A 25,460-nucleotide genomic window follows, 5' to 3' on the forward strand; every position below is an offset into this window, starting at 1 on the left:
TCTTCCCTAGAATCGCCGCTGCCGTTTGCGCGCCAGCCGTAGGGAGGATGAAGTGCGCCGCGCTTTGTTCATCTGCAGCCGCAACCGTCTGCGCAGCCCCACCGCCGAAACCGTCTTCGCCAGCTGGCCGGAGGTCGAGACCGACTCCGCCGGGCTGGCGCCGGATGCGGAAGTCCTGCTGAGCGCCGAGCAACTGGAGTGGGCCGACCTGGTCTTCGTCATGGAGCGCCGCCATCGGCAGGCACTGCTGCGCCGCTTCCCCGTGGCGATGCGCGGCAAGCGTCTGGTGTGCCTGGATATCCCTGACGATTACGTCTATCTGCAGCCCGAGCTGGTACTCCTGCTGGAGCGCAAGGTCGGACCTCTCCTGCGGCAGGAGAGTGCATGAGCGAGCTCCATATTCCCCTGCGCGAAGGCACGCTGGTCTGCCCCGGTTTCCGCATCCAGTCCCAGCCCGAACCCTCGCTGGCCATCGACGGCGATCTGCTCTGGGCGCTGGAGCAGCCGCAGTGGTGCCCGCTGGCCGTGTCGCTCGAGGAGCGTGACGGCGCACAGTGGATCACGCCGCTGCCGCTGGCCCAGCAGGTCGGATTCGACCCGCAGCGGGTGATCGGTTGGCGCGACGAGCCGGTGCGTATCGAGCAGCCCGAAGGCGTCGAGGATGCCGAGGCCGCCATCCACTGGTGGCGTAGCGGCGCGGTCGACGATGTGCGCGGGCGCATCAGCCACCATCCCTGGGGGCGTCTGCTGCGTCTCGAAGGTCCGGGCATCGGCCCGGAGCACATCCTCTTTCCCCGTGGCCATGCCTGCATCTACCTGGGGCATCTGGACGCCGACTGGCGCCAAATACGCTTCGAACTCTTTTCCTGAGCCGGCATCACACTAGATAGCGGCCCTGCGGTTGCCGCCGATATGGCGGGAGCGTCATGGTCGGTTGTCTCGCGTGCGAGCGGCCTGCACCTCCTGCCCAGTGCATGCAGTCCATGATGAGGTGACCCAGAATGACCATAACAAGACGGGTAAAGAGCCTTGCAGTAGTCCTGGTGTTCGCGCAGTTGGGTGTCGTTGCGGAAGTCCCGTTGGCTCAGGCCGCCATGGTTGGCACCGGCGAAGTGCTGCAGACACAGCAGCAACAGGTCGACCGCGAACAGTTATTGAAAATGCTCGATGACCAGGGCGTGCAGAAAAAACTGCAGTCCATGGGCGTCGAGCGCAGCAAGGTCGAGCAGCGCATCAAGAGCCTGTCCAATGAAGAGCTGGCGCAGTTCAACCAGCAACTGGACGAGGCCCCCGCTGGCGGCATCATCGGCATCATCCTGTTGTTCCTGCTGATCTTCGTGATCACCGACCTGCTCTGTATCACCCACATCTTCACCTTTGTGAGGTGCCAGCGTTGAGACGCTGGGCCATGGCCGTCGCGTTTGCGGCGGCCGTGGCACTCGGCGGCTGCTCGCAGTCGCCGACGTTGCCAGCCAGCGTGGAGGCGTTGCCGGAGCGAGTGGAACTGAGTGATGTGCAGTTCTTCCCGCAGCAGGAGTTCCAGTGCGGCCCGGCCGCGCTGGCGACCATGCTTAACCAGCGCGGCGTGCGGGTGACTCCTCGCGAACTGAAGAATCGGGTGTTCATCCCCGGGCGCGAGGGCAGCTTGCAGGTGGAGCTGGTAGCGGCGGCGCGGGAGAAGGGCATGCTGGTCTATCCGCTCAAGCCGCGCCTGGAGAACATCCTGACCGAAGTGGCGGCGGGCAATCCGGTGCTGATCCTGCAGAATCAGGGGCTGGACTGGCTGCCTGTCTGGCACTTCGCGGTGGTGGTCGGCTTCGATCGCAATCGGCACGAACTGATCCTCCGCTCGGGCATCACCGAGCGCCTGGTGATCGACTTCACCGCCTTCGACGTGACCTGGAAGCGCAGCCAGCGCTGGGCTGTGCTGACCGTGCCGGCGGATCGGCTACCGGCGACGGCGGAGCCGACGGCCTGGTTGAGGGCGGCCCACGATCTGGAGGAAACCGGTCAGCCGGCATTGGCGGAGCAGGCCTACCGCACCGCGACCAGGGCCTGGCCGCAGGAGTCGCTCGGCTGGTTCGCCCTGGCCAATGCGCGCTACAGCGACGGAAATCTCGGCGATGCCGAGGATGCGCTGCGCCACAGCGTCGGCGCGAAGCCGGGGTTTGCGGCGGGCTGGTTCAATCTGGCCAACGTATTGGGCGAGCGTGGTTGTCCGCAGCAGGCTGGCGCAGCGGCGAGTTGTGCGCGGTACCTGGCGCCGGACGATGCGCGCTTCTCGCAGAAGATCGGCAGTACGGCCGCGGCAGGTGGCAGTTGCCAGGCGGTTCCGGCCTGCCCGGCGAACTGAGGCGCGAAGGTTTCTGGAACCGAAGCGGGAAGGGCACAGCCTAAACCTGCAATGTCCCAGCGAGGTGCTTGGCATGGCCAGCGAAAAACCACCGGCACGCGGCGGCGCGCGTGCCAAGGAGAGCGCGTCGACTGCCAAGAAGGCGGCGCCTCGCAATCCTTCCCGCAGCTCGAAAGCCGGAAGTGACACGGCCGACGATCTCTCCGCCGAGGAGCGCCGCAAGGTCGAGAAAAGCCAGCCGCCCCGCGCGCTGGTGCTGCATGAAGTCATCCGCCTGCAGGGCAATCATGAACTGGACCGCACCCTTGCGGCGCTCTGGTGGTCGGCGCTGGCGGCCGGGCTGACCATCGGCCTGTCGCTGATGGCCATGGGGTTGTTCCGTGCTCGGCTGCCGGATCACGACATGGCGGTGATCACCACCAGCCTGGGTTATCCGGTGGGCTTCCTGGCGATCATTCTCGCGCGCCAGCAGCTGTTCACCGAGAACACCCTGACGGCAGTGCTGCCGGTGATGAGCGAACCAACGCTGGAAAAGTTCGGCCAGTTGCTGCGGCTGTGGTCGGTGGTCTTGGCGGGCAATGTCGTCGGCGCGCTGCTGTTCGCCTACGGCATGCTGCATCTGCCGATCTTCGACACGAAGGCCGACCAGGCCTTCCTCGACATAGGCCGCGAGGTGATGGAGAACGACCACTGGCAGATGTTCTCCAAGGGCATCGTTTCCGGCTGGATGATCGCCACCATGGTCTGGCTGGTGCCGGCGGCGGAAAACGCCAAGGTGTGGATCATCTTCCTGGTTACCTACCTGATGGCGTTGGGCAGCTTCAGCCACATCGTGGTCGGCACCTGCGAGGTGGGTTACCTGATGTTTGCCGGCGAAGTGGGGCTGGCGGCGTTCGTCGTCGATTTCGCCTTGCCGACGCTGGTGGGCAATATCGTCGGTGGCAGCCTGATCTTCGCTTTGATGAGCCATGCCCAGGTGCGCAGCGATACGTCGCCGCCGGAGAAGTCCCCGAAAAGAAAAACGGCGCCCTGAGGCGCCGTTTTTTCGTGCGGTGAGAAGCGAGGCGTCAGATGCCCAGCTTGTCGCGCATGGTGTAGTACCAGGCGCCGATCGCGGAGAACGGAACCTGGAACATGCGGCCGCCCGGGAAGGGGTAGTGCGGCAGGGTGGCGAAGGCGTCGAAACGCTCGGCCTGGCCGCGCAGCACTTCGGCCAGCAGCTTGCCCGCGAGGTGGGTGTAGGTCACACCGTGGCCCGAGCAGCCCTGGGAGTAGTAGATATTGTCGCCGATGCGACCAACCTGCGGCAGGCGCGAGAGGGTCAGCAGGAAGTTGCCGGTCCAGGCGAAATCGATCTTCACGTCCTTCAGCTGCGGGAACACCTTGAGCATCTTCGGACGAATGATCGCTTCGATGTTCGACGGGTCGCGTGCACCGTAGACCACGCCACCGCCGAAGATCAGGCGGTTTTCGCCGGTCAGGCGGTAGTAGTCGAGCAGGTAGTTGCAGTCCTCGACGCAGTAGTCGGTCGGCAGCAGGGACTTGGCCAGGTCGGCGCTCAGCGGCTCGGTGGTGATCACCTGGGTACCGCACGGCATGGACTTGGAAGCCAGTTCCGGCACCAGGCCGCCGAGGTAGGCGTTACCGGCCACCACGATGAACTTGGCCTTCACGCGGCCCTTCGGGGTGTGCACTACCGGGTTGGCGCCGCGGTCAATCTTCACGGCAGGGGACTGCTCGTGGATCACGCCGCCGAGCGACTCGACGGCGGCGGCTTCGCCCAGGGCGAGGTTCAGCGGGTGGATGTGGCCGCCGCTCATGTCGAGCATGCCGCCGACATAGCTGTCGGTGCCGACGACTTCACGAATGCGCTTGGCGTCCATCAGTTCCAGCTGGGTATGGCCGAAGCGCTCCCACAGCTTCTTCTGCGACTCCAGGTGGCCCATCTGCTTGGCGCTGAGGGCAGCGAACACGCCGCCGTCCTTCAGGTCGCACTGGATGTTGTACTTGGCGATGCGCTCGCGAATGATGCGGCCGCCTTCGAAGGCCATGTCGCCCAGCAGTTTGGCCTGCTTGGCGCCGACGGTGCGTTCGATGACGTCGATGTCGCGGCTATAGCTGTTGACGATCTGACCGCCGTTGCGGCCCGAGGCACCGAAGCCAACCTTGGCGGCTTCCAGTACGGTGACCTTGAAACCGTTTTCCAGCAGGAACAGGGCGGTCGACAGGCCGGTGTAGCCTGCGCCGATCACGCAGACATCGGTTTCCACCTCGCCTTGCAGTTCAGGACGGGCCGGGACCGGGTTGGCCGAAGCTGCGTAATAGGAGGAGGGGTAGGAGGTGTGCGGCATAATGCACCTGTGTTTGTTATTTTTTACGAGATGTGCGGATGCTACCTGAGTCGAATCAGACCGGCTAGTGCCCGTGCAAAATAATTTACGGACGGTCGAACATAAAAAAATTCACTTTTTCAGTGGCTTAGCTGAGAAAGTGCTTGACGCTCTAAAACGATCGCGTAGAATGCGCCCCACACGACAGGCACATAGCTCAGTTGGTTAGAGCACCACCTTGACATGGTGGGGGTCGTTGGTTCGAGTCCAATTGTGCCTACCAAACATAATCGCTTCGGCGATTTCAGAAAGGGCGATCCGAAAGGGTCGCCCTTTTTGTTTTGCGCGTTTCTTTTCTGAGTCGGGAAGCGCCTGCATGCTCCGTTGCTTCGGCTTGGCGCGCCTGCTGCTTCTGATTTGGGTTGGTACGGCTTGGCGGAGCTTCTGTCTGTTCGCTTGGCAAGCCTTCCTTATATAGAGAGCCTGAATTCATTCGCGTGCAGTTCGTGTGTGTGCCCGTGCTGCTCTTCGGCAGTAGGAGTGTGGGGCGAGGGTTAAAGGTGCCGGCCCTAGTTCATGGCGTTCCTGCGTTCGCTGGAGGCTTCGTACTGTCGGCACTTCTGTTCGGCGTTGGCGGACGCCTGATCGGGAGTCTGGTTGCCGTGGTAGCCGAAGCGCACGAAGTACCTGACGATCACCTGCGTATCAGCGTCAAGCTTGGCGCTACCCTCGTGAATGGCTGCGATGGCCTGCTGTTCGGTTTTCCCCTCGTTTCGGTACAGCGCTCCCGCGCGTGCAAACAAGCCGATGCCGGTGCAGAAGTCAGACGCTTGAGCGCTGCTTGCGAGGGTCATGAGCAGGAGCATCGCTGTGAGCTTGTTCATTTGGCCTCACTGAGCCTGCAATTTGGTTCTGCCTGTCAGTATGGAGTCTGCTGCGGTCTTCTGCTTGTCCGGTGGGGCTCATCTTTAGGGTGTTGATCGGGCGGGGTTGCCCGGGTCGTAAACAAAAAACGCCCGATGCTGTGCATCGGGCGTCGTCTTATCGGTGGTTTTCAAAGCCGGGGCCGCCGCCGTGACCGCCACCTCCATGGTTGCTTCCGCCTCCTGGGCCGCCGCCCGGGCCGCCGAAGGGTGGGAAGAACGGCCAGCAGCCGGAGAGCAATACTAAGGTGGTGAGCAGGGCGGCTTTGGTCAGCTTGGACAACATCGAGACACCATGAGGCAGGAAAAACGGCGCAAAGTAGACCCGCAGGCGGCGCGGGTGTCTCGAAGAATTTGGTATCGGCAAGGTAAGTATTGTGTCGGCGCCGGTGCATGACTGGCGGCGATGGAAGGGATTGTGCCGGCGGCACTAACGAGAAGCCCCGCACCTGGAGAGAGCGGGGCTTCAAGACGGCAACTCAGGGGATTGCGGGCTGGCCGGTCCTTCGGCTGCACTGTGGACTGTAGCTCCGGCCTGGCGTCCTTCCAGTGGTTGGCTCGTCAGGTGTCGTCAGTGGCACTTGGCGCTGGATGGGCGGTTCGGTAGGGTCGCCCTTCCGTTGGTTCTCCGAAGGGCGGCTGGCCCGCGAAATGACAGGGGAGCCTGCTATGGTGTCCGTTGAGGTGTGCTCGGAGGTGGTGATGAGCGGTCTGCGATCCTGGTTGTTGCTCAGCGTGTTGTGGGTGCCGCTACCGGCGTTGGCGGAAATGCAGGTGATCTGGCCGCAGGGTTGGGAAGTTTCGCGCTCGCCAATGGATGCGGCAGCTGATGCGCCCGTGGTTCGTCAGCGTGGGGTGCGCATGGCGGAGGATGGCTCCCAGGACCTGGTCATGGAGGTTACCCGCAGTCGACTTGGCTCTGCCGCCCAGGTCAGTGTCGAGAATGTTATCGTCGAGATGCGCAAGGCGCTCCAGAAGGACTTCATGCGCCAGGGGTTCCAGGCAGCGTGCAGCAAGCCTCTGGATGCAAAGCTGGGTGGGCTCGCGGGGCTGGAAGTGCATTGCGGCATCAGCCAGAACGGCACCGAGGTGCTCAAGCAGACCGTTCAGGTCGCATTGGGTGATGGGGCGGCGTACTCGCTGACCTATGCGGCACCATCGGAGCGCTATGCGGCACTGATGGCGGAGATCGAAGCGGTGAAGGCGGGCATCAGTCTGAATTGAGGTGCTGCCTCTATAGGAGAGGCAGAAAAGCAAAAGCCCCGCTCATGCGGGGCTTTTTTCGTTTTCAGGCTCAGGCAGCGATAGTGGCTTGCACTCGCTGAATCACCGCGCTCAGCGGTGCCTCGCCCTGGTACTGCTGAGGGTAGAGGCGTTCGGTGTGCTTGGCGATGCCATGCTCGTTCACCAGGGTGAAGCTGAAGCCGTGCTTGCGCTTGGCCTGGATGACGCAGTTCAGAGGGGCGAAAGCCGCCGAGAGGGTGCGAATCGCCTCCTGGATTTGCAGGGAGGTTTTCATTGTCTTGTCTTTCCAAATAGGTAACGGTCCTATGACCGTCGAAATCGTCAAAAGCTCCGGGTGCGATCTGAGAATGCAGAAAACGTATGACCGGAATATGGCAGCGATTGGAAACTTGAGGGTCTGTTCGCGTCAGGCTGCGATGTTGGGTGAAAGCAGAGGATCTGACGTGGGGCGCTGATCGCTCGGGCAAATGTTCCTGGCGCGGTTGGCGTGCTCTGGAATCGATGCGGAGGATGCGCTGGCCGTGGCCCTGTAGAGCCCAGCTTCTGCCCTGGATCAGGTAGGGAGTGCTGGGAGGGGCGACCTTGGGTTTGGTGCTCGCTGTCGGCCAGTATAAGGATTTCTTCTAACGATGGCTAGTTTTTATACAACCGTCTGTCAGAAGTCGCCGAGCGAGGGAGAGATTCCGCGGAGCGGGAGCGCTCCGCAGAACATCAGCATTACTGCAGCCAGGATTCCACGGTGTCGCCACCGTATTGTTGTTTCCAGGCTTTCAGGGTCTTGTGGTTGCCGCCCTTGGTCTCGATGGTCTCGCCGTTGTGCGGGTTCTTGTAGACCTTCAGTTGGCGGGTGCGGCGCGGCTGTTGTGCGGCAGCCGGCTCGGTGGAATTCTGCGGGTCGAGAATGTTGATGACGTTGCGCAGGTTCATGCCGTACTGGTCCATCAAGGCTTGCAGTTGATCCTTGAACTCCAGTTCTTTCTTCAGGCCGCCATCGCTCTTGAGTTTCTCGAGCAGGGCGAGTTGTTCCTGGAGTTTGCGCTCGGCTTCGCGGAATTCCGCAAGTTTGGACATCTGGGTGCTCCCGTATGCAGGGTGATTAGTACGGCGCGATTCTGTGTTCTTGTGATTGTTCGCGTCAACTGAATATATGAATTGTTGCGATTGGGAGGCACGCTTTAAATGTTAAGGGCGCATGAAGGGTTGGTCGATTAATTGATCAATGAGGGATAATGCCCAGGCTAAAGGGTGTGGCGGTATTTTTCGTCGATCTATAACCCCTGTGAAATCTGTGTGCTTTATTGTGGTGCGTTGCGTGCGAGTGCTGGATGAATAACGAGATAGTGCAATACCGGGTCAATGATTATGAACTGACGTGCCAGGTTGCCGGGCAGGGCGTGCCGCTGCTGCTTGTGCATGGGTCACTCTGTGACTACCGCTACTGGCAGGGGCAGGTTCAGGCGTTGTCTGCCCGTTATCGTGTGGTGGTGCCCAGCCTGCGCCACTATTTTCCCGAGCAGTGGGATGGCGCGGGGTCGGGTTTTACCACGCAGCAGCATGTCGATGATCTGTTGGCGTTGCTCGATCAGTTGCCCGGTCCGGTTCACCTGCTGGGGCATTCGCGGGGCGGCAATATCTGTCTGCGTGTGGCGCTGGCGGCTCCGCAGAAATTGCTCTCGTTGACGCTCGCCGATCCCGGCGGGGACTTTGCCGATGATGTTTTTGCGGGGGTAAATATCGAAGCGCCAGTATCTCCCGTGGCGCGTAATCAGTTTCGTCAGCAGGCGCTGGAGATGATTCGAGCAGGGGCGGTGGAAGAGGGGCTGCAACTCTTCGTCGATACTGTCAGTGGTGCGGGAGTCTGGTCGCGGTCTTCCCGGCAATTCCGCGAAATGGCGACAGCTAATGCCATGACATTGGTTGGGCAGGTCGCCGATCATCCCGTGCCTATAAAACATGAGCAGATCCTGCAATTGCAGTTGCCGGTATTGCTGATCGGCGGGGCAAAAAGTCCGGAGCCGTTTCCGCGAATCATCCAGGCATTGCAATCGACACTGGTGGATGCGCGCTCGGTGACGATTCCTGGTGCGTCCCACGGCATGAATGTGATCCGCCCTGCGTCGTTCAATCGCAGCGTGCTGGAATTTGTCGAGCAGTACTGAGCGAAGTCAGGCTTGCCGCTCGTCAGCTTCCTTAACTTGCAGTAACATCCCACGCCTTGCCCGCTATCGTTTGCGGGCAGGTTTTCGATTTCTTCCAGTGATCTACGTCCGCGCGCGAATGCGCAGGGTGCCGACAAGGCGCCTGCCACTGTGAGGCAGGCTTACCCGGCGGGCGACGCTTACTGGCACATCCCAACCCATGTGGCCTTTCGTAGGGGTCACCACTAGGAGAGGAGGCGCCATGCCCATCATTACTCTTCCCGACGGTAGTCAGCGTTCCTTCGATCATCCGGTCAGCGTGACCGAGGTGGCGCAATCCATTGGCGCGGGACTGGCGAAAGCCACCCTGGCCGGCAAGGTCAACGGCCGACTGGTCGATGCCTGCGACATCATCGACAGCGACGCGACCCTGCAGATCATTACCCCGAAGGACGAGGACGGGCTGGAAATCATCCGCCACTCCTGCGCTCACCTGGTGGGCCATGCGGTCAAGCAGCTGTACCCGACCGCCAAGATGGTTATCGGCCCGGTGATCGACGAAGGCTTCTATTACGACATCGCCTTCGAGCGCCCCTTCACGCCGGAAGACATGGCTGCGATCGAAAAGCGCATGGCCGAGCTGATCGAGAAGGACTACGACGTCATCAAGAAGATGACGCCGCGTGCCGAAGTCATCGAGACCTTCAAGGCTCGTGGTGAGGAATACAAGCTGCGCCTCATCGACGACATGCCGGGCGAGAAGGCCATGGGCCTGTACTTCCACGAGGAGTACGTGGACATGTGCCGCGGCCCGCACGTGCCGAACACCCGGTTCCTGAAGGCCTTCAAGCTGACCAAGATTTCCGGTGCCTACTGGCGTGGCGACTCGAAGAACGAGCAACTGCAGCGCGTCTACGGCACCGCCTGGGCGGACAAGAAGCAACTGGCTGCCTACATCCAGCGCATCGAGGAAGCCGAGAAGCGCGATCACCGTCGCATCGGCAAGCAGCTCGACCTCTTCCACCTCCAGGAAGAAGCTCCTGGCATGGTCTTCTGGCACCCGAACGGCTGGACCGTTTACCAGGTGCTCGAGCAGTACATGCGCAAGGTGCAGCGCGACCACGGTTATGTGGAAGTCCGCACCCCGCAGGTTGTTGACCGCATCCTCTGGGAGCGCTCCGGCCACTGGACCAACTACGCCGAGAACATGTTCACCACTTCGTCGGAAAGCCGTGACTTCGCGGTCAAGCCGATGAACTGCCCATGTCACGTGCAGATATTCAATCAGGGCCTGAAATCCTACCGCGACCTGCCGCTGCGTCTCGCCGAGTTCGGTGCCTGCCACCGCAACGAGCCGTCCGGCGCGCTGCACGGCATCATGCGCGTGCGTGGCTTCACCCAGGACGACGCCCACATCTTCTGCACCGAAGAACAGGTGAAGAAGGAAGCGGCCGACTTCATCAAGCTGACCCTGCAGGTCTACTCGGACTTCGGCTTCACCGATGTTTCCATGAAGCTGTCCACTCGTCCGGCCAAGCGAGTCGGTTCCGAAGAATTGTGGGACCGCGCCGAAAGTGCGCTGGCCGACGCTCTGAACGAATCCGGCCTGGAGTGGGAATACCAGCCGGGAGAGGGGGCTTTCTACGGTCCGAAGATCGAGTTCACCCTGAAGGACTGCCTCGGCCGTAACTGGCAGTGCGGCACCCTGCAGTACGACCCGAACCTGCCGGAGCGTCTGGATGCCAGCTATATCGCCGAAGATAACAGCCGTACCCGCCCGGTCATGCTGCACCGCGCGATCCTCGGCTCCTTCGAGCGCTTCATCGGCATGCTCATCGAGCACTATGCCGGCCTGTTCCCGGCGTGGCTCGCACCGACCCAGGCAGTGGTGATGAATATCACTGACAAGCAGGGCGAATGGGCTGAAGAAGTGGTGCGTCAGCTCGAGCAAAGCGGATTCCGTGCCAAGTCTGACTTGAGAAACGAGAAAATTGGCTTTAAAATCCGCGAGCATACTTTGCTCAAGGTTCCCTATCTGCTGGTTATCGGCGATAGAGAAGTTGAATCGCAGGCCGTCGCCGTACGTACGCGCGAAGGGGCAGACCTCGGCTCGATGCCGGTCGCCCAGTTCGCTGAGCTGCTCGCTCAGGCGGTTTCCCGGCGTGGTCGCCAAGACTCGGAGTAATCATTATTAAGCGTGAAATGAGACAGGATAAGCGGGCTGTCCCGAAACCGCCGATCAACGAGAACATCACCGCCCGTGAGGTTCGCCTGATTGGTGCTGACGGTCAGCAGATTGGTGTGGTCTCCCTCGATGAGGCTCTCCGTCTGGCTGACGAAGCCAAGCTGGACCTGGTGGAAATTTCTGCTGATGCGGTGCCCCCTGTCTGCCGCATCATGGACTACGGCAAGCACCTCTTCGAGAAGAAGAAGCAAGCCGCTGCTGCGAAGAAGAACCAGCACCAGCAACAGATCAAAGAAATCAAGTTTCGTCCAGGGACGGAAGAGGGGGATTACCAGGTAAAACTACGCAACCTGGTACGTTTCCTTAATGAAGGGGACAAGGCCAAGGTATCGCTTCGATTCCGTGGTCGTGAGATGGCCCACCAGGAGCTGGGCATGGAGCTGCTGAAGCGAGTCGAAACCGACCTCGCCGAAGTCGGCACCGTGGAACAGCATCCTAAGCTGGAAGGACGCCAGCTGATGATGGTCATCGCTCCCAAGAAGCGTAAATAACCTCCCGGGCACTGGCAGGCCTGATGGTTATCAGTTGTTAACGAATGCGGAGTACCAAACATGCCAAAGATGAAAACCAAGAGTGGCGCCAAAAAGCGCTTCAAAGTGACTGCTGGTGGTATCAAGCACAAGCACGCTTTCAAGAGCCACATCCTGACCAAAATGACCACCAAGCGTAAGCGTCAGCTGCGCGGCACTTCGATGCTCGCTGCTTCCGACGTTCGCCGTGTAGCGCGCTCCCTGCGTCTGCGTTGATTTCTGGTAGAGGATAAATAAATGGCTCGTGTTAAGCGTGGCGTGATTGCCCGTCGTCGTCACAAAAAGATTCTGAAGCTCGCAAAAGGCTACTACGGCGCGCGTTCGCGCGTGTTCCGTGTTGCCAAACAGGCGGTAATCAAGGCCGGCCAATACGCCTACCGTGACCGTCGTCAGCGCAAGCGTCAGTTCCGCGCCCTGTGGATCGCCCGTATCAACGCTGGTGCTCGTCAGAACGGTCTGTCCTACAGCCGTCTGATCGCTGGCCTGAAAAAGGCGGCCATCGAGATCGACCGTAAAGTCCTGGCCGATCTGGCTGTGAACGAAAAAGCGGCGTTTACCGCGATTGTCGAGAAAGCGAAGGCCAGCCTGGCTTAAGCCCCACGACAGTTACCGGATCTCGGTCCGGACGTAACGTCACCGATAGGGGAAGAGCCTTACCGCTCTTCCCCTATTTTGTATCTGGAGTTGGTACATGGAAAACCTGGACGCGCTGGTCTCGCAGGCCCTGGACGCCGTGCGGAACACCGAAGACGTCAACGCCCTGGAGCAGATCCGGGTTCACTACCTCGGCAAGAAAGGCGAGCTGACCCAGGTCATGAAGACCCTGGGCGACCTGCCGGCCGAAGAGCGCCCCAAGGTCGGTGCGCTGATCAACGTCGCCAAGGAAAAGGTTCAGGATGTGCTGAACGCCCGCAAGGCTGAGCTTGAGGGCGCCGCCCTCGCCGCCAAGCTGGCTGCCGAGCGCATCGACGTGACTCTGCCGGGCCGTGGCCAGTCCTCCGGCGGCCTGCACCCGGTCACCCGCACCAAAGAGCGCATCGAGCAGTGCTTCACCCGCATCGGCTATGAAGTGGCCGAAGGTCCGGAAGTCGAAGACGATTACCACAACTTCGAAGCGCTCAACATTCCGGGCCACCACCCGGCTCGTGCCATGCACGACACCTTCTACTTCAATGCGAACATGCTGCTGCGCACCCATACCTCGCCGGTACAGGTCCGCACCATGGAAAACCAGAAGCCGCCGATTCGCATTGTCTGCCCGGGCCGCGTCTACCGCTGCGACTCCGACCTGACCCACTCGCCCATGTTCCACCAGGTCGAAGGTCTGCTGGTCGATGAAGACGTCAGCTTCGCCGACCTCAAGGGCACCATCGAGGAATTCCTCCGCGCCTTCTTCGAGAAGGAATTCTCAGTCCGCTTCCGTCCGTCCTTCTTCCCCTTCACCGAGCCTTCGGCGGAAGTCGACATCCAGTGCGTGCTCTGCAGCGGCAAGGGTTGCCGCGTCTGCAAGCAGACCGGCTGGCTGGAAGTCATGGGTTGCGGCATGGTCCACCCCGACGTGCTGCGCATGTCCGGCATCGACCCCGAGAAATACCAGGGCTTCGCCTTCGGCATGGGGATCGAGCGCCTGGCCATGCTGCGCTATGGCGTGAACGACTTGCGCCTGTTCTTCGACAACGATCTGCGGTTCCTCGGCCAGTTCCGCTAGCCCGCACGACCGTCAACGCATTCAGGAGAGCAGGATGAAATTCAGTGAACAGTGGCTGCGGAGCTGGGTAAATCCGCAGGTATCCCGTGACGAGCTGGTGGCTCGTCTGTCCATGGCGGGCCTCGAGGTCGACGCCGTGATCCCGGTCGCCGGCCAGTTCAGCGGCGTGGTCGTGGGCGAAGTCCTTTCGACCGAACAGCACCCGGACGCCGACAAGCTGCGCGTCTGCCAGGTCAGCAACGGTTCGGAGACCTTCCAGGTCGTCTGCGGCGCGCCCAACGTGCGCCCAGGCCTGAAAATCCCCTTCGCCATGATCGGCGCCGAACTGCCGGGCGACTTCAAGATCAAGAAAGCCAAGCTGCGCGGCGTTGAATCCAACGGCATGCTCTGCTCGGCCAAAGAGCTGGAAATCAGCGAAGAAAACTCCGGCCTGATGGAGCTCGCCGTGGATGCGCCGGTGGGCGCCAATATCCGCGACTACCTCGAACTGGACGACGCCTCCATCGAGATCGGCCTGACCCCGAACCGCGGCGACTGCCTGTCCCTGACCGGCCTCGCTCGCGAAGTCGGCGCGCTGTACAGCGCCGAGGTCAAGTCGGTGGTGGTCAATGCCGTTGCCCCGCGCATCGACGAGGTTCGCAGCATCGAGCTGCTGGCGCCCAAGGCTTGCCCGCGCTACCTCGGCCGCGTTATCCGCAACGTCGACCTGAGCAAGCCGTCCCCCCTTTGGATGGTCGAGCGCCTGCGCCGTTCTGACATCCGCAGCATCGATGCCGCCGTCGACATCACCAACTACGTGATGATCGAACTGGGCCAGCCAATGCACGCCTTCGACCTCGACGAGATCAAGGGCGGCATTCGCGTGCGCATGGCGGAGGAGGGCGAAAAGCTCGTTCTGCTCGATGGCCAGGAAGTCACCCTGCGTGCCGATACCCTGGTGATCGCCGACCACGAACGCGCCCTGGCCATTGCCGGCGTGATGGGCGGCGAGCACAGCGGCGTCAGCGCCAAGACCCGCGACCTGTTCCTCGAAAGCGCCTTCTTCGACAACATCGCCGTGGCCGGCAAGGCCCGTTCCTATGGCCTGCACACTGATGCCTCGCACCGCTTCGAGCGTGGCGTGGATTCGCAGTTGGCCCGTCGTGCCATGGAGCGCGCCACAGAACTGCTGCTGCAGATCGTTGGCGGCGAAGCTGGCCCGATCGTCGAGCAAGCCAGCGAAGCCGATCTGCCGAAGGTCGCACCGGTCACCCTGCGTGCCGAGCGCGTCACCCAGATGCTGGGCATGACCCTGGAAAACGCCGAGATCGAGCGTCTGCTCACTGCCCTGGAGTTCGACGTCCAGAAGGCCGGTGCCGATGCCTGGACCGTGGGTGTGCCGAGCCATCGCTTCGACGTCTCCATCGAAGTTGACCTGATCGAAGAGCTGGGCCGCCTGTACGGCTACAACCGTCTGCCGGTTCGCTACCCGCAAGCGCGCCTGGCGCCGAACACCAAGTCCGAGTCCCAGGCCGAACTGCCGGCGCTGCGCCGCCTGCTGGTCGCCCGCGACTACCAGGAAGCCATCACCTACAGCTTCATCGATCCCAAGCTGTTCCAGCTGTTCCACCCTGGCGTCGAGCCGCTGATGCTGGCCAACCCGATCTCCGCCGACATGGCCGCCATGCGCGCCTCGCTCTGGCCGGGGCTGGTGAAGTCCCTGCAGCACAACCTCAACCGCCAGCAGACCCGCGTGCGCCTGTTCGAAAGCGGCCTGCGCTTCGTCGGCCAACTGGAAGGGCTGGTGCAGGAAAACATGCTCGCCGGTGTCGTCTGCGGTGCCCGTCAGCCGGAAGGCTGGGCCAACGGCCGCGAGAACGTCGACTTCTTCGACGTGAAAGCCGACGTCGAAGCGCTGCTGGGTAATGCCGGCGCCATCGATGCCTTCACCTTCTCCCCGGCGGAACACCCGGCGCTGCACCCGGGCCAGACCGCCAAGATCGAGCGCGACGGCGTGCTGGTCGGCTACCTGGGCGCCCTGCACCCGGAACTGGCCAAGGCGCTGGACCTGGATCGCCCGGTCTACGTCTTCGAGCTGGTACTGGCCGAAGTCGCCAAGGGCCGCCTGCCGAAATTCAGCGAACTGTCGCGCTTCCCCGAAGTGCGCCGTGACCTCGCGCTGATCGTCGATCTGGATACCCCGGCCGAATTCGTCCTGGCAAATATCCGTGAAACGGCGGGCGAATGGCTGACGGACCTCAGGCTCTTTGACGTCTACCACGGTAAAGGCATTGATCCGCTTAGAAAAAGCTTGGCCGTTGGCTTGACCTGGCAGCATCCATCACGCACTCTTAATGATGACGAGGTGAACGCGACTACGCAGAATATCGTCGCCTCGCTGGAACAAAGGTTCAACGCCACGTTAAGGAAGTAGCGTATGGGGGCTCTGACGAAAGCTGAAATTGCTGAACGTCTGTACGAAGAGCTGGGCCTGAATAAGCGGGAAGCCAAGGAACTGGTGGAGCTCTTCTTTGAAGAGATCCGCCAGGCGCTGGAGCATAACGAACAGGTGAAGTTGTCGGGTTTCGGCAACTTCGATCTGCGCGACAAGCGCCAGCGTCCCGGACGCAACCCGAAGACGGGAGAGGAAATCCCGATCACAGCCCGGCGCGTCGTCACCTTTCGTCCAGGGCAGAAACTGAAGGCCAGGGTTGAAGCTTATGCTGGAACCAAGTCATAACGACGAGTTGCCCCCCATCCCGGGCAAGCGCTATTTCACCATCGGTGAAGTGAGCGACCTTTGCGCGGTGAAGCCGCACGTGCTGCGGTACTGGGAACAGGAGTTCCCGCAACTCAACCCGGTCAAGCGAAGGGGCAACCGGCGCTACTACCAGCGCCAGGACGTGCTCATGATTCGCCAGATCCGTGCGCTGCTCTACGATCAGGGCTTCACCATCGGTGGCGCCCGTCAGCGCCTCACCGGCGACGAAGCCCGCGATGACGCCACCCAGTACAAACAACTGATCCGGCAGATGATCGCCGAATTGGAAGATGTCCTGCATGTGCTGCGCAAGTAACTGAAAAAAATGAAAAAAGCACTTCTCCAAAGCAAATGCTTGGGGTATAGTGCGATCCGCTTCTGAGGGAACTTGGAAGCAACGTCGGGGCGTAGCGCAGCCTGGTAGCGCACTTGCATGGGGTGCAAGGGGTCGAGTGTTCGAATCACTCCGTCCCGACCAAATTTGATAAGCGGCTCAAGTACTTACAGTGCTTGGGCCGTTTTCATTTTTGATATGCGCAAAACTGGCGCAATATGTGCGCAAAAAGCACGGAGCTACGCCACATGGATGAGGTCGATCCCCAGTCATTTTTGACGGACTGGCTGAATGAGCCAACAAGGAAGGAGCGGCGAAATCTGCTCATTGCTTGTGTCGTATCTCTGTCCGTGGTCTATATGAAAATCGTCCCTACCAAGATTTCTGCTCTTGGGATTGAGTTCGATGCTCCTGCGCAAGATGCTTTCCTATACATCCTGATTGCGCTGGTAGCCTATTTCTTCTTTGCTTTTGCTACCTACGTCATCCCAGACTATTTCGTTCTCAGAAAAAAGATTGATGCCTATCACGTAGGAGTCAATCGGCTGATGAGACGTTGGAACCCTGAGGATCAAGAGGATGAGGATGCAGACCGAGATGGGTTGCCAAGAATTTCTTGGTATTACCAGCGGGCTTTGAGGGTCGTATGGGCTCGGATCGCCACAGACTGTGGGATACCGATCTTGCTTAGCATCTGGACTGTTTTCGCACTGATTCGTGCAAGCGTAGCGGCATAGTGACTAGAGGAATTCACTGATATCAAGATCAGGAGTCGCATCTGACCAGACCACTTCGGCATGGTCCCGCTGATAGTTCTTCGTCATCTCCGCGCTGGCATGCCCAGCGATCTTCTGGCCGTCTTTCCCGGCTTTCTTATACAAGTGCAGCGACAGGGCCCTGATCTCATGGAAGCCCGGCATCTCTTCGTCTTTCCATCCTGAATAGCAGGCTGCAGCGTCCCGCGCTTCCTTGAATGCCCTGGACAGATAACGCTCATCGATCTTCGTCCAATGCTCCTTTCGGTCAGCAAGCCCCAGCTTCCGGTCCGGTCGCCGATGGATCAGGAAGGGGGAGGGGATGCCATCGTTACAACGATCCAATACCTCCTGCAGCTCGGGGGTAACTTGGAAACGGATCCAGGCAGCATCCGATACTTTCGCTGTCTTCTGCTGGATGACGTACAGAAACCCGTCCCGGATATCGTCGAATTTCATCGACAAGATATCTGATCGCCGTTGACCAGTGATTAGCGCAAGATCAATCGCGTTCTGCAGCCAGGTCGGAGACTGTTCTCTGATCGTCTTGAGTCCATCTCCGGTGTGACGCTTCCGCTGCTTCTTTTCAATCCTGGGAATAGTCCCAGCTGCCGGATTATCCGGGCACAACCCTTTCGCGGCGGCATGGTTGAAGATATCGATAAGGAGTGCCCGCGCTTGGTTGGCAGCCCTCGGCGTCAAACTATCGAGTAGCTCAGCGGCCATTCGAAGCGTTATTTCATCCACGGCCTGAAACGGCCAGGCTGTTCGGAACTGCCTGAATCTCACTGCGTAGAGTTCCAGGGTGGCTTTTGCCAACTCGCGAGGCGGCAGTACTTCGCGCTGGTAGTAATCCAGAAAGTCGACGAACAAGGTTGTAGCCAGGCCTTTAACCTTCGCAACCAGGTCGGCACCTTCCATGAAGGTGAGATTCAGTTGTTTGGCAGCATCAATTGCCTTGAGCCGATCCTTTCCGAATTGAAACCAGACGCCATCAGTAGGGCGCCTGTACCTGAAAGTCCCACGCCGACTATCGAGGTAGAGATTCTGCGGAAGGGATCTATTTGCCTTATTGCGAGGACGCGGTGACATCAGCAGTGGTCCTTGAGCACCATGGCGACCAGTTCGTTGCTTGTCCCCTTATTGAAAGCTCGCCAATCCACATACCAAAGCTTGCCGATCCTGACGCCCGGAATATCACCATTGCGGATCTGGTTACGTATTGTCTGACTGCAGAGTGGTGTGCCGTTTGCTCCCCAATAGCGGCGCTGGAACTCGGCAATCTTGATCAGTTCTTTGCTCATGCTTCCCCCTCAGGCTTCCAGTCCTCTCCATTGAGTCGAGCGGAGATCCACTGATCGATTTCCAGGGAGTCCCACCCCACTATCGATGGGCCGATCTGTTTGGCCTTGGGAAACGCTCCCGTGCTCATCCAGAGATAGATGGTCGAGCGCTTGATGCCGCAAAGATGAATCACTTCGGGTAAGCGCAGAATTCTGCGAGGGCGTGCGTTCGATTCCATTTCTATTTCTCCATCGCTACTACTTGATCCGCTGATGTCATCAAATGGCGTAGCCGCGTCTGATGTAGCGATCATTTATGAGTCCAATGACGTGCTTTTCGAGGTCGCGAGTGCTGTAGCCCTTGGCGGTGTAGTGATCCTCGATCACGTGCCAAAAGGGCAAAGTACGCCCGACCTCTAAGGCTTTTTTTGGCGGGATGCGCTCCCGAGCGATGAGGCTGGCGAACTGGCCCAGGAACATCTCGCAGTTCTTGCCGGAGAAGCCCTGAGCGGTCTTGTAGTAGCGGCGGTACTCGGTGCGTTCGATGAGCGGATCGGCTTCCACCTGGACCTTGGTATCTAGGCTGATCAGCGACCAGAAGGCGTCGAAGATCCCTTCCCGGGAAATCAGCTTGTAGTTGTCGCAAGCGTACTGCCAGAGGCCTTGCAGGTGCGGACACAGGCCCTCATAGGTCCGGCAGCCGATCACCTCGCCAGAGGACATGGTGGAGCCTTCGGAGAACTGCTGGACGATGGAGTGGTGGTAGCGGAACTCAATGCGCCACACGGTTTCCAGCGGGTTGAAGGCGGGTTCGCCATCGCCGAAGGGATCTCCATTCAGGGACGCCCACACCGATTCCCAATAGTCGAGCTTGTCGGTCGCTCTCGCCTGCAGCGTCTTGTTGTAGAGGCACATCTGCAGGCCGTTGGCCGAGCCGAACATGAAGGTCTCACCACGCCCATAGACCGAGGCATTGCCGTCGTATTCAATGCGGTCGATGCCGCTGATCTGGCGTACACGCCGGGACCGGCAGTGCATGCGATCCACGAAGTCCACGGGCGGGGTCCAGCCCTGCACGTCGAGGGCAATATGGACGGCGCACTGGTTCACCTCGCAGGCCGAGAGGACGCCAGCGGCCAGGTCATCCATTACGCCCTGCAGGATCTTCGGATCAGCACCATCCAGGGCGTGCGGCGACACTTCAACCTTGAGGTGCGGGCCGATGTTTTCGAGCTTCACGTTGTGGTTCTTGATCAGCAGGATCAGGCCCATGTCGGCGTTCTGCAGACGGTACTGGTAGCCCGAGTCGCGACCGATGCGCCCCTTGGCCCACTTGTAGCCGGCGAAGTTGACGAGATCCTCCGGCTCATCGAACAGCGCCATCACTTCCGGGCGGATCATGCCGTTGTACAACTGCCGCACGGTATCGACACCACAGCGCAGCAGGCGCACACCCGACAGGTCGGCAAATCTGCCGTTGCTCGGGTCCATGAAAATCCGTCCTTCGGACGACTCATAAAAATCCCCGGTCTCCTTGAGGATCAGGCGAAGGGGGTGAACTGCCTTTTTCATTCTTTCGTACCTTCAATGAGGTTTATTGAGGTGCTTACTCGTTAGCTATCCGACGTGTTACAGGGTCGTCGGCCGCGCCTTCGGCCTACCGCTCGTGCCTGGCGCTCCCGGCCGGCGGCGCGGCTCGCCGACTCAAAACGGAAACGCCGCCACCGGCTGCATCACCTGCAAGGCGGTGAGAAAGCCGAGCGCATACGCGAGTGCGAGCAGCCCAAGGGCGTTGATTAGGCCGTGCAGGGTCATTGGGTCCTCCAGGGGCGTGCGGGGTATTCGGAATCGGGGACGATGGTCAGCGTTGGCCCTGGGGGCGCTGCTGGGGCGGCTACGAGTTCTACGGGCGTTGCTGCGGGTGGTTGTGCTTGCCTGGGGAAGGCTCCGGCGCACACGATGGTTTCGTGGTACTCGCCGTAGGACAGCTCGGCCACGCATTCCGAGCGGGCCTTCACGCCGTAGCCGGATTCGCCCATCTGCCAGGAATTGAGCATCAGCCGGCGTCCTTCGGAGTCGGTGATGACGAACATGTACATCTCGCGCTGCATGCCCTTCACCAGTCCTTTCACGCGGGCCGCCACGGCGATCTGCCGGCCCGCGAAGGGATGCTCGGCTAGTGGAAGAGTCGGAACACCTGATTGGCCAAAAACAGCACCAGCAGGAAGAGCGCTATGCGCAGCAGCAGGCGTTTGAGCAGGTACAGCGCTCCCTTGAGGACGAGGTGAAGTGCTTTGCTCAGGATGGGCAGGATCAGGCTTCGGCTGAGCGCCGCCACCGACGACCTTGAGAGGTCCCATATAGCTGACAAAGCCAATAGTGCCGGCCAGCAGTGCCAGTAGAAGAACCAACTTAGGCGACCGGAGCAGGCTTTTCCCTGCCTTGGTGTCCTGGGTCTTTCCGGTCGCGGTGGACTGGTAGAGGCGGAAGGTCTGCTGCTTGATTCGCTTGTATTCGACGATGGTGCCGTCAGCGGGTGGTCGGTTGAGCTGGGCGTCATGCTGGGCCTCCTTGTACCGGCCAGGGATGCCGATGACCGCGAGGTTGGAATGCTTGTAGGCCATCTCGCAGGTCATGCGGATGTCGTCGCGGATGTAGCTGATGTTGGGCGTGGTGAGGACAATGTCCCAGTTGAAGTGGCGGTGCCGGGTCCAGGCATCCAGCCATCCCATGGGCCGGTCGGCTTCGTGCGCCGCCTCGGGACCGCCGGGGAAGTCGAACTTCTCCAGATCACGTTCGCGCCAGGATTTGGGGAACAGCAGCTGGGTTTCGTCGAAGATCAGGAAGGCGCCCCGCGGTGCCCACTGAAACCACGTGCGCATCTTTTCGAGGTCGGCCAGGGACTCAAGATCGAGGTTGATGATCTGCGCGGTGTTGGGCAGATCGGGGAACACGGTGTAGGCCCGATCCAGGGTGAAGCCGCGCACGTTGGTGATGATGACGCGGCCTTCCTTCAGCGCGGGGACGGCATCGTCTTGAATCGCGCCGGAGGTTTTGTACGAACCGTTGGGGCCGTGGTGAATCTTGATCGACATGATTCACTCACCTCCCTATGAACGGCACGAAGCGCATGCAGAAGCGCGTAGCCAGGGCGGAGAACATGATGTTGAGGGCCTGCGGCACGCCGAGAAATTGCAGCGCTGCCGCCAGCGGGCCAGGGAGCGTGGCGTACATGGAACGAACCATGTTGGAGACGCCGAGGCTGTCGATCAGCTCGCGGGCGACGGTGTAGCTGACATCGAGCAGGAACAAGAAGCCCTGGAGCGCGCTGTACATCGCCCACTGGGTGGCGACCACGAATCCGTCCTTGATGAAGTCGTAGATCCCTTGGGTGAAGAACTCCCAGATCCATTGGAGGAACAGGACGATCTGGTCGAAAAAGCTGGATAGCCATTCCATGAGGTCACTCCTTCAGAATGACGAACGCCGCCAACACCGATGCCATGAACATCAGCGCGTAGCGCAGGTAGGAGAGTTTTTCTTCGTAGGGGGTGAAGCAGAGGCTGACGGTCTTTTTCCAGACCACGAAGGTGTCGCAGGGGAGCTTGCCGCCGCCCTCGCCGAGGTTGAGATCGAACACCCCTTTCAGCTGATCGGCGTTCTCTTTGATCTTCTCGGAGAACTCTTTCTTGGCTTCCGCAACCTTGGCTTCCCAGGTGCTGAGGGCGTCATCCCAGTTACCTTGCTTGGGCTGCGCCAGGGACTCTTTGGGGCCGTCGCCGCCGTTGGTGCCGCCATCACCGCCGCCCGTGCCACCACCCGTGGAGCCGCCGCCGTCACCGTTACCCGTGCCGGGGTTGCTGCCGCCGTCGCCACCATTGTTTCCGCCATCGCCGCCACCGGTATTGCCGCCAGGGTTGTCGGGGTTTTCGTTACCGCCACCGGTCGTGGGGAAGCAGGCGCTGCCCGACCACGAATAGCCGTCCGGGCACTTGTCGTCAGGATCGATATCGGGGGGGCGTAGTCTGGGCACCGGTACAACCGACCGTGCCGTTGGCGGTCTTGCTGCATTCGAACTTCTTCGCCAGCTCGTCGAGGTAGTCCTGCAGCTGCTGATCGGGGTTGTCCGGGTTATCCGACATGTCGTCGTTGCCGACCGGGATCATGTCTACGGTGCAGACATTGTCGTCACAGCTATCGGGTGTTCCTGGCTCGTACACACATCCGTCTTTGATTTCGGGATCGAGCTCAAGCACTGCGCCGCCATCGGTGTACGAGAACTGAATCGTCTTGGTGTAGTTGCCGCGAGTCTTGCACTCGGCATCCGAGGGGCGCGTGCAGATGCCGGTGTTGGTGTCGTAGCTGCCGGAGCAGGTATCACCACCCCGAGATAGCGGCAGGCGACCATAGTTTTCGCCAAGCTGGTTGTAGAAGTGGCAGCGGAAGGAGATCTTGGTATCCATCGGCAGCACGTAGGCTTCGGCCACCGCGTTACGAAGTCCGGTAGTGGGATAGCCCTTGGCGACATACCCATCACACGCCGCCTGCGGAGAGGGATATCGATCCCCGTTCACCATGTACCAGTAGTACTCTTCGGCGAAGGCGGACGACGAGAAGCCGGCCAATAGCGCGAGCAGTAGAAGTGCCTGCCTCATGTGAACTCCAAGCAACAAAAAAGCCCCTGCGGACGAACCGGAGGGGCTTCCGCTTTGGATCAGCGCGTTAGAAGAATTCGCCGCAGCGGTACCCGGTGATGAAGGCGCCGGCGAAGAACGCCCCCAACCACACCGACCAGAGCACTTACGCCTTGCGCAGCATGCTGTAGATCAGGCCGGCCACGGCCAAGATGACCAGGGCACCGACGATGTAGCCGCCGATGTTGGACATGTCGGACTTGCCGTCGGTGATGGCCTGTTCCACCGCGCTGGTGTCGATCACGCTGGCGGCGAAGGCCGGGACCGAAGTCACGGCGGTGACGGTGCCGGCGATGCACAGGTTGCGGAACGAGCGGACCGGGTTGAACTTGGCGATCTGTTGTTTCATGGCGTTCATGGTGTTTCCTCTCTACTTGGCTTTACGAAGAAGTGACGCGACCCAGCCAGTTAAAAGCCCCGTCACGAATGCCCCGAGAACGCCCGCAGCACCGATGCTGAAGGCCTCCAGGGAGAACCCGCCGTTGACCAGGATTTCAATTGCTCCAGCGGCCTCGGGCGGAATCAGATAGGCCTGTTGCCACTCGATCTGCTGGCAGCGCATGAGGCCGTCCGCCGTGGACGCCCAGCTGGTGCAGACCTGAATGGCAACCACGCCTGACATGTCAGCGAGCCTCCTTGCGCGGGCGGTCGCACCAGCTCCAGAAGGAGCGCAGGACGAACCACCACAGGGCGAAGAAGGCGAACGCAGCCGCGACCACAGCGATCACGGAATCCAGCGGGTAGGGTTCGAGGAATTCGCGCACCGCACGCACGGCAGGCGATACGGCGCAGAGAATTGCCACGTACAGAACCCAGCCGAAGGCGAAACGGAGCGGCGCTTTCATCTACCTACACTCGCCGTCAGGACTTGCTGTTGTCGGAGGGCTTCTCAGCGGCGGGCTGAGTCGGGCGCTGGGCTTGCGGCTGAGCAGCGGGGCGTGCGGCCGGAGCCGGCGCACTGGACTCTTTGCCTACAGCCAACAGTTCGGTCAGCACTTGTGTATTCGTGGTGCGGCCGAAACGGTCCTGGGTCGGGCGGACGACGCTGGCGAACTTGCAGAGCACCGGGGCGCCTTCGAAGACGATGGAGTCCAGCAGGGTCGGTTCAACGTTGTATTCGCTGATCTCGAAGCCCTTGGCGTTGCCGCGAGCGGTTTCCGGGATCGGGGAAATGGCCTGGACGCTGGCGAAGATCTCGCCGGACTTGGTGGAGGTGTAGGTGTCGGTCTTGGTGACCCAGAGTTCGACTACGCCGCCGGTGGTTGCAAACATGTTCATCCGAAGCTCCTTTGCCTTTTTCGGGCATGAGTTGGCCCGCTGCTGCAAATTGGGCGCGTTGGTGGCCGTCTTTCAGCGGGTGTGGTGGTGCCTGGGTTTTGCGGTGGTGCTGGCGGTGAGTGGGGTCAACACAAAGGGCTCTGCCCTTGTCATCCCGCTCTCGCCGCCGAGGGCTCAGGAGCGCGGGGCGGTGGTGCTGCCCCTCACTCCCGAGCGGAGGCTATTCAGGGTGGGGGACGGTCAAGGGTGCGCTTCGCCCGGCGCTCCGTTTGTCCGAACGGGAAAGCGTGTTCGGACAAGCCGGTGCGGCGGCCCTGGACCTGACTGGCCCATGCGGGGATGGTGTGGCGAGCGTGGTGGCGGCCAACCACAGCGCCAACTGCCAGCAGGACGAGCCAGAAGATCAGGTGCGGGATCGGGTTAGAGATCATGACTCAGCCCTCCAGCTCGAATGGCTCGCGCACGGGGACGAAGGGCGTCGGCCTGCCACTGTCGTAGATAACGTGCCAGTACTTCGGCGGACGGAGCGCGGGCATGTGTTTCGCGCAGATAGAGCCCGGTTCCACCCGGTACGTCGAGTGGATCGAGCGCCACACTCCCCCGACCTGCGCCATCGTAGTAACGACCGTGAAGACCCGCGTAGGGCGGCACTCGGTGCAGAGTGTGGATTGGGAGTGAGCGGGCTTCGCCAGTTCGCGACTGGACCAGCAGACAGAGCAGTCGCAGTCCGAAGCATGCGGTCTTCCCAAGTACGCACGGATTAGGTTCATGGCTCATGCCCTCACCCCGCGCACTCGGTAGCCCTGTAAGGCGCGTTCACGGGTCAGGCTCCAGGAGCGAGGAGCTTCGGCATCGGAGGGGAACCCGGAGACGGCTTCATCAATCCACTGCTGGCAGTCCACGC

Annotated in this window: 33 protein-coding genes and 2 tRNA genes; 18 read left to right on the plus strand and 17 right to left on the minus strand. The window is 60.9% G+C overall.

What is annotated here, in order from left to right; genetic code table 11:
* The first annotated feature begins 52 nt into the window (after positions 1-52).
* From IB273_RS22025 to IB273_RS22045, 5 genes are all read left to right on the plus strand, one after another.
* Positions 53-388: a low molecular weight protein tyrosine phosphatase family protein gene (locus IB273_RS22025; protein WP_081518104.1), complete on the plus strand. Its 336-nt coding sequence runs from the start codon at positions 53-55 to the stop codon at positions 386-388.
* A complete protein-coding gene (locus tag IB273_RS22030; protein ID WP_192225020.1) occupies positions 385-870 on the plus strand; it encodes a hypothetical protein in 486 nt (161 codons plus the stop codon). The genes IB273_RS22025 and IB273_RS22030 overlap by 4 nt, the downstream gene beginning before the upstream one ends.
* A 131-nt stretch (positions 871-1,001) precedes the next feature.
* Positions 1,002-1,397 carry a PA2779 family protein gene (locus IB273_RS22035; RefSeq protein ID WP_192225021.1) on the plus strand — a complete coding sequence of 132 codons (396 nt, stop codon included), beginning with the start codon at positions 1,002-1,004 and terminating at the stop codon, positions 1,395-1,397.
* An 11-nt stretch (positions 1,398-1,408) separates the two neighbouring features.
* Complete coding sequence (locus tag IB273_RS22040) at positions 1,409-2,353, plus strand: PA2778 family cysteine peptidase (protein ID WP_192225022.1); 945 nt, start codon at positions 1,409-1,411, stop codon at positions 2,351-2,353.
* Positions 2,354-2,426: 73 nt separating this feature from the next.
* Positions 2,427-3,386, plus strand: coding sequence for a formate/nitrite transporter family protein (locus tag IB273_RS22045; RefSeq protein ID WP_081518108.1), 960 nt, complete (start codon positions 2,427-2,429; stop codon positions 3,384-3,386).
* A gap of 34 nt (positions 3,387-3,420) precedes the next feature.
* Here IB273_RS22045 and IB273_RS22050 read toward each other — a convergent pair whose 3' ends face one another.
* Positions 3,421-4,704, minus strand: a complete 1,284-nt coding sequence (locus IB273_RS22050) for an NAD(P)/FAD-dependent oxidoreductase (protein ID WP_192225023.1) — start codon at positions 4,702-4,704, stop codon at positions 3,421-3,423.
* Between the two features lie 185 nt (positions 4,705-4,889).
* Here IB273_RS22050 and IB273_RS22055 point away from each other — a divergent pair.
* Positions 4,890-4,966, plus strand: a tRNA-Val gene (locus tag IB273_RS22055).
* Between the two features lie 286 nt (positions 4,967-5,252).
* Here the strand turns inward: IB273_RS22055 and IB273_RS22060 are convergent.
* Positions 5,253-5,567: a hypothetical protein gene (locus IB273_RS22060; protein ID WP_081518109.1), complete on the minus strand. Its 315-nt coding sequence runs from the start codon at positions 5,565-5,567 to the stop codon at positions 5,253-5,255.
* Between the two features lie 741 nt (positions 5,568-6,308).
* Between IB273_RS22060 and IB273_RS22065 the strand changes: the two genes are divergently transcribed.
* On the plus strand, positions 6,309-6,830 hold the full coding sequence (locus IB273_RS22065; RefSeq protein WP_192225024.1) for a DUF4946 domain-containing protein: 522 nt from the start codon (positions 6,309-6,311) through the stop codon (positions 6,828-6,830).
* 70 nt (positions 6,831-6,900) lie between these two features.
* Here the strand turns inward: IB273_RS22065 and IB273_RS22070 are convergent, their stop codons facing one another.
* A complete protein-coding gene (locus tag IB273_RS22070) occupies positions 6,901-7,125 on the minus strand; it encodes a hypothetical protein (protein WP_045217792.1) in 225 nt (74 codons plus the stop codon).
* A gap of 443 nt (positions 7,126-7,568) precedes the next feature.
* Positions 7,569-7,922 carry a histone-like nucleoid-structuring protein, MvaT/MvaU family gene (locus IB273_RS22075; protein ID WP_081518110.1) on the minus strand — a complete coding sequence of 118 codons (354 nt, stop codon included), beginning with the start codon at positions 7,920-7,922 and terminating at the stop codon, positions 7,569-7,571.
* Between the two features lie 254 nt (positions 7,923-8,176).
* On the opposite strand from IB273_RS22075, the gene IB273_RS22080 reads away from it, so the two are divergent.
* From IB273_RS22080 to IB273_RS22130, 11 genes are all read left to right on the plus strand, one after another.
* Complete coding sequence (locus tag IB273_RS22080; protein ID WP_192225025.1) at positions 8,177-9,010, plus strand: alpha/beta fold hydrolase; 834 nt, start codon at positions 8,177-8,179, stop codon at positions 9,008-9,010.
* A gap of 241 nt (positions 9,011-9,251) precedes the next feature.
* Complete coding sequence (gene thrS / locus IB273_RS22085) at positions 9,252-11,174, plus strand: threonine--tRNA ligase (protein WP_192225026.1); 1,923 nt, start codon at positions 9,252-9,254, stop codon at positions 11,172-11,174.
* On the plus strand, positions 11,174-11,725 hold the full coding sequence (gene infC / locus IB273_RS22090; protein WP_174824622.1) for a translation initiation factor IF-3: 552 nt from the start codon (positions 11,174-11,176) through the stop codon (positions 11,723-11,725). Before thrS ends, infC begins: the two co-directional genes overlap by 1 nt.
* Positions 11,726-11,785: 60 nt before the next feature.
* Positions 11,786-11,980 carry a 50S ribosomal protein L35 gene (gene rpmI / locus IB273_RS22095; RefSeq protein ID WP_017516491.1) on the plus strand — a complete coding sequence of 65 codons (195 nt, stop codon included), beginning with the start codon at positions 11,786-11,788 and terminating at the stop codon, positions 11,978-11,980.
* 21 nt (positions 11,981-12,001) lie between these two features.
* Entirely contained in the window at positions 12,002-12,358 is a 357-nt protein-coding gene (gene rplT / locus IB273_RS22100) for a 50S ribosomal protein L20 (RefSeq protein WP_003099086.1), read from the plus strand.
* Positions 12,359-12,455: 97 nt separating this feature from the next.
* Positions 12,456-13,472, plus strand: coding sequence for a phenylalanine--tRNA ligase subunit alpha (pheS, locus tag IB273_RS22105; RefSeq protein ID WP_024763164.1), 1,017 nt, complete (start codon positions 12,456-12,458; stop codon positions 13,470-13,472).
* 34 nt (positions 13,473-13,506) lie between these two features.
* Positions 13,507-15,885 carry a phenylalanine--tRNA ligase subunit beta gene (gene pheT, locus IB273_RS22110; RefSeq protein WP_192225027.1) on the plus strand — a complete coding sequence of 793 codons (2,379 nt, stop codon included), beginning with the start codon at positions 13,507-13,509 and terminating at the stop codon, positions 15,883-15,885.
* Positions 15,886-15,888: 3 nt separating this feature from the next.
* A complete protein-coding gene (gene ihfA / locus IB273_RS22115; RefSeq protein WP_003090661.1) occupies positions 15,889-16,191 on the plus strand; it encodes an integration host factor subunit alpha in 303 nt (100 codons plus the stop codon).
* Complete coding sequence (locus IB273_RS22120) at positions 16,172-16,528, plus strand: MerR family transcriptional regulator (RefSeq protein ID WP_045217778.1); 357 nt, start codon at positions 16,172-16,174, stop codon at positions 16,526-16,528. The genes ihfA and IB273_RS22120 overlap by 20 nt, the downstream gene beginning before the upstream one ends.
* An 85-nt stretch (positions 16,529-16,613) precedes the next feature.
* Positions 16,614-16,690, plus strand: a tRNA-Pro gene (locus IB273_RS22125).
* Between the two features lie 104 nt (positions 16,691-16,794).
* A complete protein-coding gene (locus IB273_RS22130) occupies positions 16,795-17,283 on the plus strand; it encodes a hypothetical protein (protein WP_192225028.1) in 489 nt (162 codons plus the stop codon).
* A gap of 3 nt (positions 17,284-17,286) precedes the next feature.
* Here IB273_RS22130 and IB273_RS22135 read toward each other — a convergent pair whose 3' ends face one another.
* The 13 genes from IB273_RS22135 to pflM form a co-directional block, all read right to left on the minus strand.
* Positions 17,287-18,393 carry a tyrosine-type recombinase/integrase gene (locus IB273_RS22135; RefSeq protein WP_192225029.1) on the minus strand — a complete coding sequence of 369 codons (1,107 nt, stop codon included), beginning with the start codon at positions 18,391-18,393 and terminating at the stop codon, positions 17,287-17,289.
* Complete coding sequence (locus tag IB273_RS22140; protein ID WP_192225030.1) at positions 18,393-18,605, minus strand: hypothetical protein; 213 nt, start codon at positions 18,603-18,605, stop codon at positions 18,393-18,395. Before IB273_RS22140 ends, IB273_RS22135 begins: the two co-directional genes overlap by 1 nt.
* On the minus strand, positions 18,602-18,823 hold the full coding sequence (locus IB273_RS22145; protein ID WP_192225031.1) for an AlpA family transcriptional regulator: 222 nt from the start codon (positions 18,821-18,823) through the stop codon (positions 18,602-18,604). The genes IB273_RS22140 and IB273_RS22145 overlap by 4 nt, the downstream gene beginning before the upstream one ends.
* A gap of 40 nt (positions 18,824-18,863) precedes the next feature.
* The gene (locus IB273_RS22150) at positions 18,864-20,156 is read right to left on the minus strand and encodes a hypothetical protein (protein WP_192225032.1); all 1,293 of its coding nucleotides are present in this window, start codon (positions 20,154-20,156) and stop codon (positions 18,864-18,866) included.
* Between the two features lie 239 nt (positions 20,157-20,395).
* Positions 20,396-21,679 (minus strand): zonular occludens toxin domain-containing protein, encoded by a 1,284-nt coding sequence (locus tag IB273_RS22155; RefSeq protein WP_192225033.1) that lies wholly within the window; start codon positions 21,677-21,679, stop codon positions 20,396-20,398.
* Positions 21,680-21,686: 7 nt separating this feature from the next.
* Positions 21,687-22,043, minus strand: coding sequence for a DUF2523 family protein (locus IB273_RS22160; protein WP_151188328.1), 357 nt, complete (start codon positions 22,041-22,043; stop codon positions 21,687-21,689).
* Positions 22,044-22,047: 4 nt separating this feature from the next.
* On the minus strand, positions 22,048-22,617 hold the full coding sequence (locus tag IB273_RS22165) for a permease (protein ID WP_192225034.1): 570 nt from the start codon (positions 22,615-22,617) through the stop codon (positions 22,048-22,050).
* On the minus strand, positions 22,583-23,239 hold the full coding sequence (locus IB273_RS22170; protein ID WP_192225035.1) for a hypothetical protein: 657 nt from the start codon (positions 23,237-23,239) through the stop codon (positions 22,583-22,585). Before IB273_RS22170 ends, IB273_RS22165 begins: the two co-directional genes overlap by 35 nt.
* A 145-nt stretch (positions 23,240-23,384) precedes the next feature.
* The gene (locus IB273_RS22175; RefSeq protein WP_192209854.1) at positions 23,385-23,636 is read right to left on the minus strand and encodes a major capsid protein; all 252 of its coding nucleotides are present in this window, start codon (positions 23,634-23,636) and stop codon (positions 23,385-23,387) included.
* Positions 23,637-23,648: 12 nt separating this feature from the next.
* Positions 23,649-23,900 (minus strand): hypothetical protein, encoded by a 252-nt coding sequence (locus IB273_RS22180; protein WP_151188024.1) that lies wholly within the window; start codon positions 23,898-23,900, stop codon positions 23,649-23,651.
* A 1-nt stretch (position 23,901) separates the two neighbouring features.
* Positions 23,902-24,123 carry a hypothetical protein gene (locus IB273_RS22185; protein WP_151188330.1) on the minus strand — a complete coding sequence of 74 codons (222 nt, stop codon included), beginning with the start codon at positions 24,121-24,123 and terminating at the stop codon, positions 23,902-23,904.
* Between the two features lie 16 nt (positions 24,124-24,139).
* On the minus strand, positions 24,140-24,556 hold the full coding sequence (locus IB273_RS22190; protein WP_192225036.1) for a DNA-binding protein: 417 nt from the start codon (positions 24,554-24,556) through the stop codon (positions 24,140-24,142).
* Positions 24,557-24,990: 434 nt separating this feature from the next.
* On the minus strand, positions 24,991-25,326 hold the full coding sequence (gene pflM, locus IB273_RS22195) for a lysogeny maintenance protein PflM (protein ID WP_192225037.1): 336 nt from the start codon (positions 25,324-25,326) through the stop codon (positions 24,991-24,993).
* Between the last annotated feature and the right edge of the window lie 134 nt (positions 25,327-25,460).

The sequence above is a fragment of the Pseudomonas sp. PDM19 genome (assembly GCF_014852215.1).
GTDB lineage: Bacteria > Pseudomonadota > Gammaproteobacteria > Pseudomonadales > Pseudomonadaceae > Pseudomonas.

Coding starts and splice junctions, on each gene's coding strand:
- thrS (WP_192225026.1), top strand. CDS start 9,252: ATGCCCATCATTACTCTTCCCGACGGTAGTCAGCGTTCCTTCGATCAT.
- pflM (WP_192225037.1), bottom strand. CDS start 25,326: ATGAACCTAATCCGTGCGTACTTGGGAAGACCGCATGCTTCGGACTGC.
- IB273_RS22170 (WP_192225035.1), bottom strand. CDS start 23,239: ATGAGGCAGGCACTTCTACTGCTCGCGCTATTGGCCGGCTTCTCGTCG.
- IB273_RS22130 (WP_192225028.1), top strand. CDS start 16,795: ATGGATGAGGTCGATCCCCAGTCATTTTTGACGGACTGGCTGAATGAG.
- IB273_RS22030 (WP_192225020.1), top strand. CDS start 385: ATGAGCGAGCTCCATATTCCCCTGCGCGAAGGCACGCTGGTCTGCCCC.
- IB273_RS22140 (WP_192225030.1), bottom strand. CDS start 18,605: ATGAGCAAAGAACTGATCAAGATTGCCGAGTTCCAGCGCCGCTATTGG.
- ihfA (WP_003090661.1), top strand. CDS start 15,889: ATGGGGGCTCTGACGAAAGCTGAAATTGCTGAACGTCTGTACGAAGAG.
- IB273_RS22145 (WP_192225031.1), bottom strand. CDS start 18,823: ATGGAATCGAACGCACGCCCTCGCAGAATTCTGCGCTTACCCGAAGTG.
- IB273_RS22135 (WP_192225029.1), bottom strand. CDS start 18,393: ATGTCACCGCGTCCTCGCAATAAGGCAAATAGATCCCTTCCGCAGAAT.
- IB273_RS22075 (WP_081518110.1), bottom strand. CDS start 7,922: ATGTCCAAACTTGCGGAATTCCGCGAAGCCGAGCGCAAACTCCAGGAA.
- IB273_RS22190 (WP_192225036.1), bottom strand. CDS start 24,556: ATGAACATGTTTGCAACCACCGGCGGCGTAGTCGAACTCTGGGTCACC.
- IB273_RS22035 (WP_192225021.1), top strand. CDS start 1,002: ATGACCATAACAAGACGGGTAAAGAGCCTTGCAGTAGTCCTGGTGTTC.
- IB273_RS22050 (WP_192225023.1), bottom strand. CDS start 4,704: ATGCCGCACACCTCCTACCCCTCCTCCTATTACGCAGCTTCGGCCAAC.
- IB273_RS22160 (WP_151188328.1), bottom strand. CDS start 22,043: ATGGAATGGCTATCCAGCTTTTTCGACCAGATCGTCCTGTTCCTCCAA.
- IB273_RS22150 (WP_192225032.1), bottom strand. CDS start 20,156: ATGAAAAAGGCAGTTCACCCCCTTCGCCTGATCCTCAAGGAGACCGGG.
- rplT (WP_003099086.1), top strand. CDS start 12,002: ATGGCTCGTGTTAAGCGTGGCGTGATTGCCCGTCGTCGTCACAAAAAG.
- IB273_RS22040 (WP_192225022.1), top strand. CDS start 1,409: ATGGCCGTCGCGTTTGCGGCGGCCGTGGCACTCGGCGGCTGCTCGCAG.
- IB273_RS22070 (WP_045217792.1), bottom strand. CDS start 7,125: ATGAAAACCTCCCTGCAAATCCAGGAGGCGATTCGCACCCTCTCGGCG.
- IB273_RS22180 (WP_151188024.1), bottom strand. CDS start 23,900: ATGTCAGGCGTGGTTGCCATTCAGGTCTGCACCAGCTGGGCGTCCACG.
- IB273_RS22065 (WP_192225024.1), top strand. CDS start 6,309: ATGAGCGGTCTGCGATCCTGGTTGTTGCTCAGCGTGTTGTGGGTGCCG.
- IB273_RS22120 (WP_045217778.1), top strand. CDS start 16,172: ATGCTGGAACCAAGTCATAACGACGAGTTGCCCCCCATCCCGGGCAAG.
- rpmI (WP_017516491.1), top strand. CDS start 11,786: ATGCCAAAGATGAAAACCAAGAGTGGCGCCAAAAAGCGCTTCAAAGTG.
- pheT (WP_192225027.1), top strand. CDS start 13,507: ATGAAATTCAGTGAACAGTGGCTGCGGAGCTGGGTAAATCCGCAGGTA.
- IB273_RS22060 (WP_081518109.1), bottom strand. CDS start 5,567: ATGAACAAGCTCACAGCGATGCTCCTGCTCATGACCCTCGCAAGCAGC.
- pheS (WP_024763164.1), top strand. CDS start 12,456: ATGGAAAACCTGGACGCGCTGGTCTCGCAGGCCCTGGACGCCGTGCGG.
- IB273_RS22175 (WP_192209854.1), bottom strand. CDS start 23,636: ATGAACGCCATGAAACAACAGATCGCCAAGTTCAACCCGGTCCGCTCG.
- IB273_RS22045 (WP_081518108.1), top strand. CDS start 2,427: ATGGCCAGCGAAAAACCACCGGCACGCGGCGGCGCGCGTGCCAAGGAG.
- IB273_RS22185 (WP_151188330.1), bottom strand. CDS start 24,123: ATGAAAGCGCCGCTCCGTTTCGCCTTCGGCTGGGTTCTGTACGTGGCA.
- IB273_RS22155 (WP_192225033.1), bottom strand. CDS start 21,679: ATGTCGATCAAGATTCACCACGGCCCCAACGGTTCGTACAAAACCTCC.
- IB273_RS22080 (WP_192225025.1), top strand. CDS start 8,177: ATGAATAACGAGATAGTGCAATACCGGGTCAATGATTATGAACTGACG.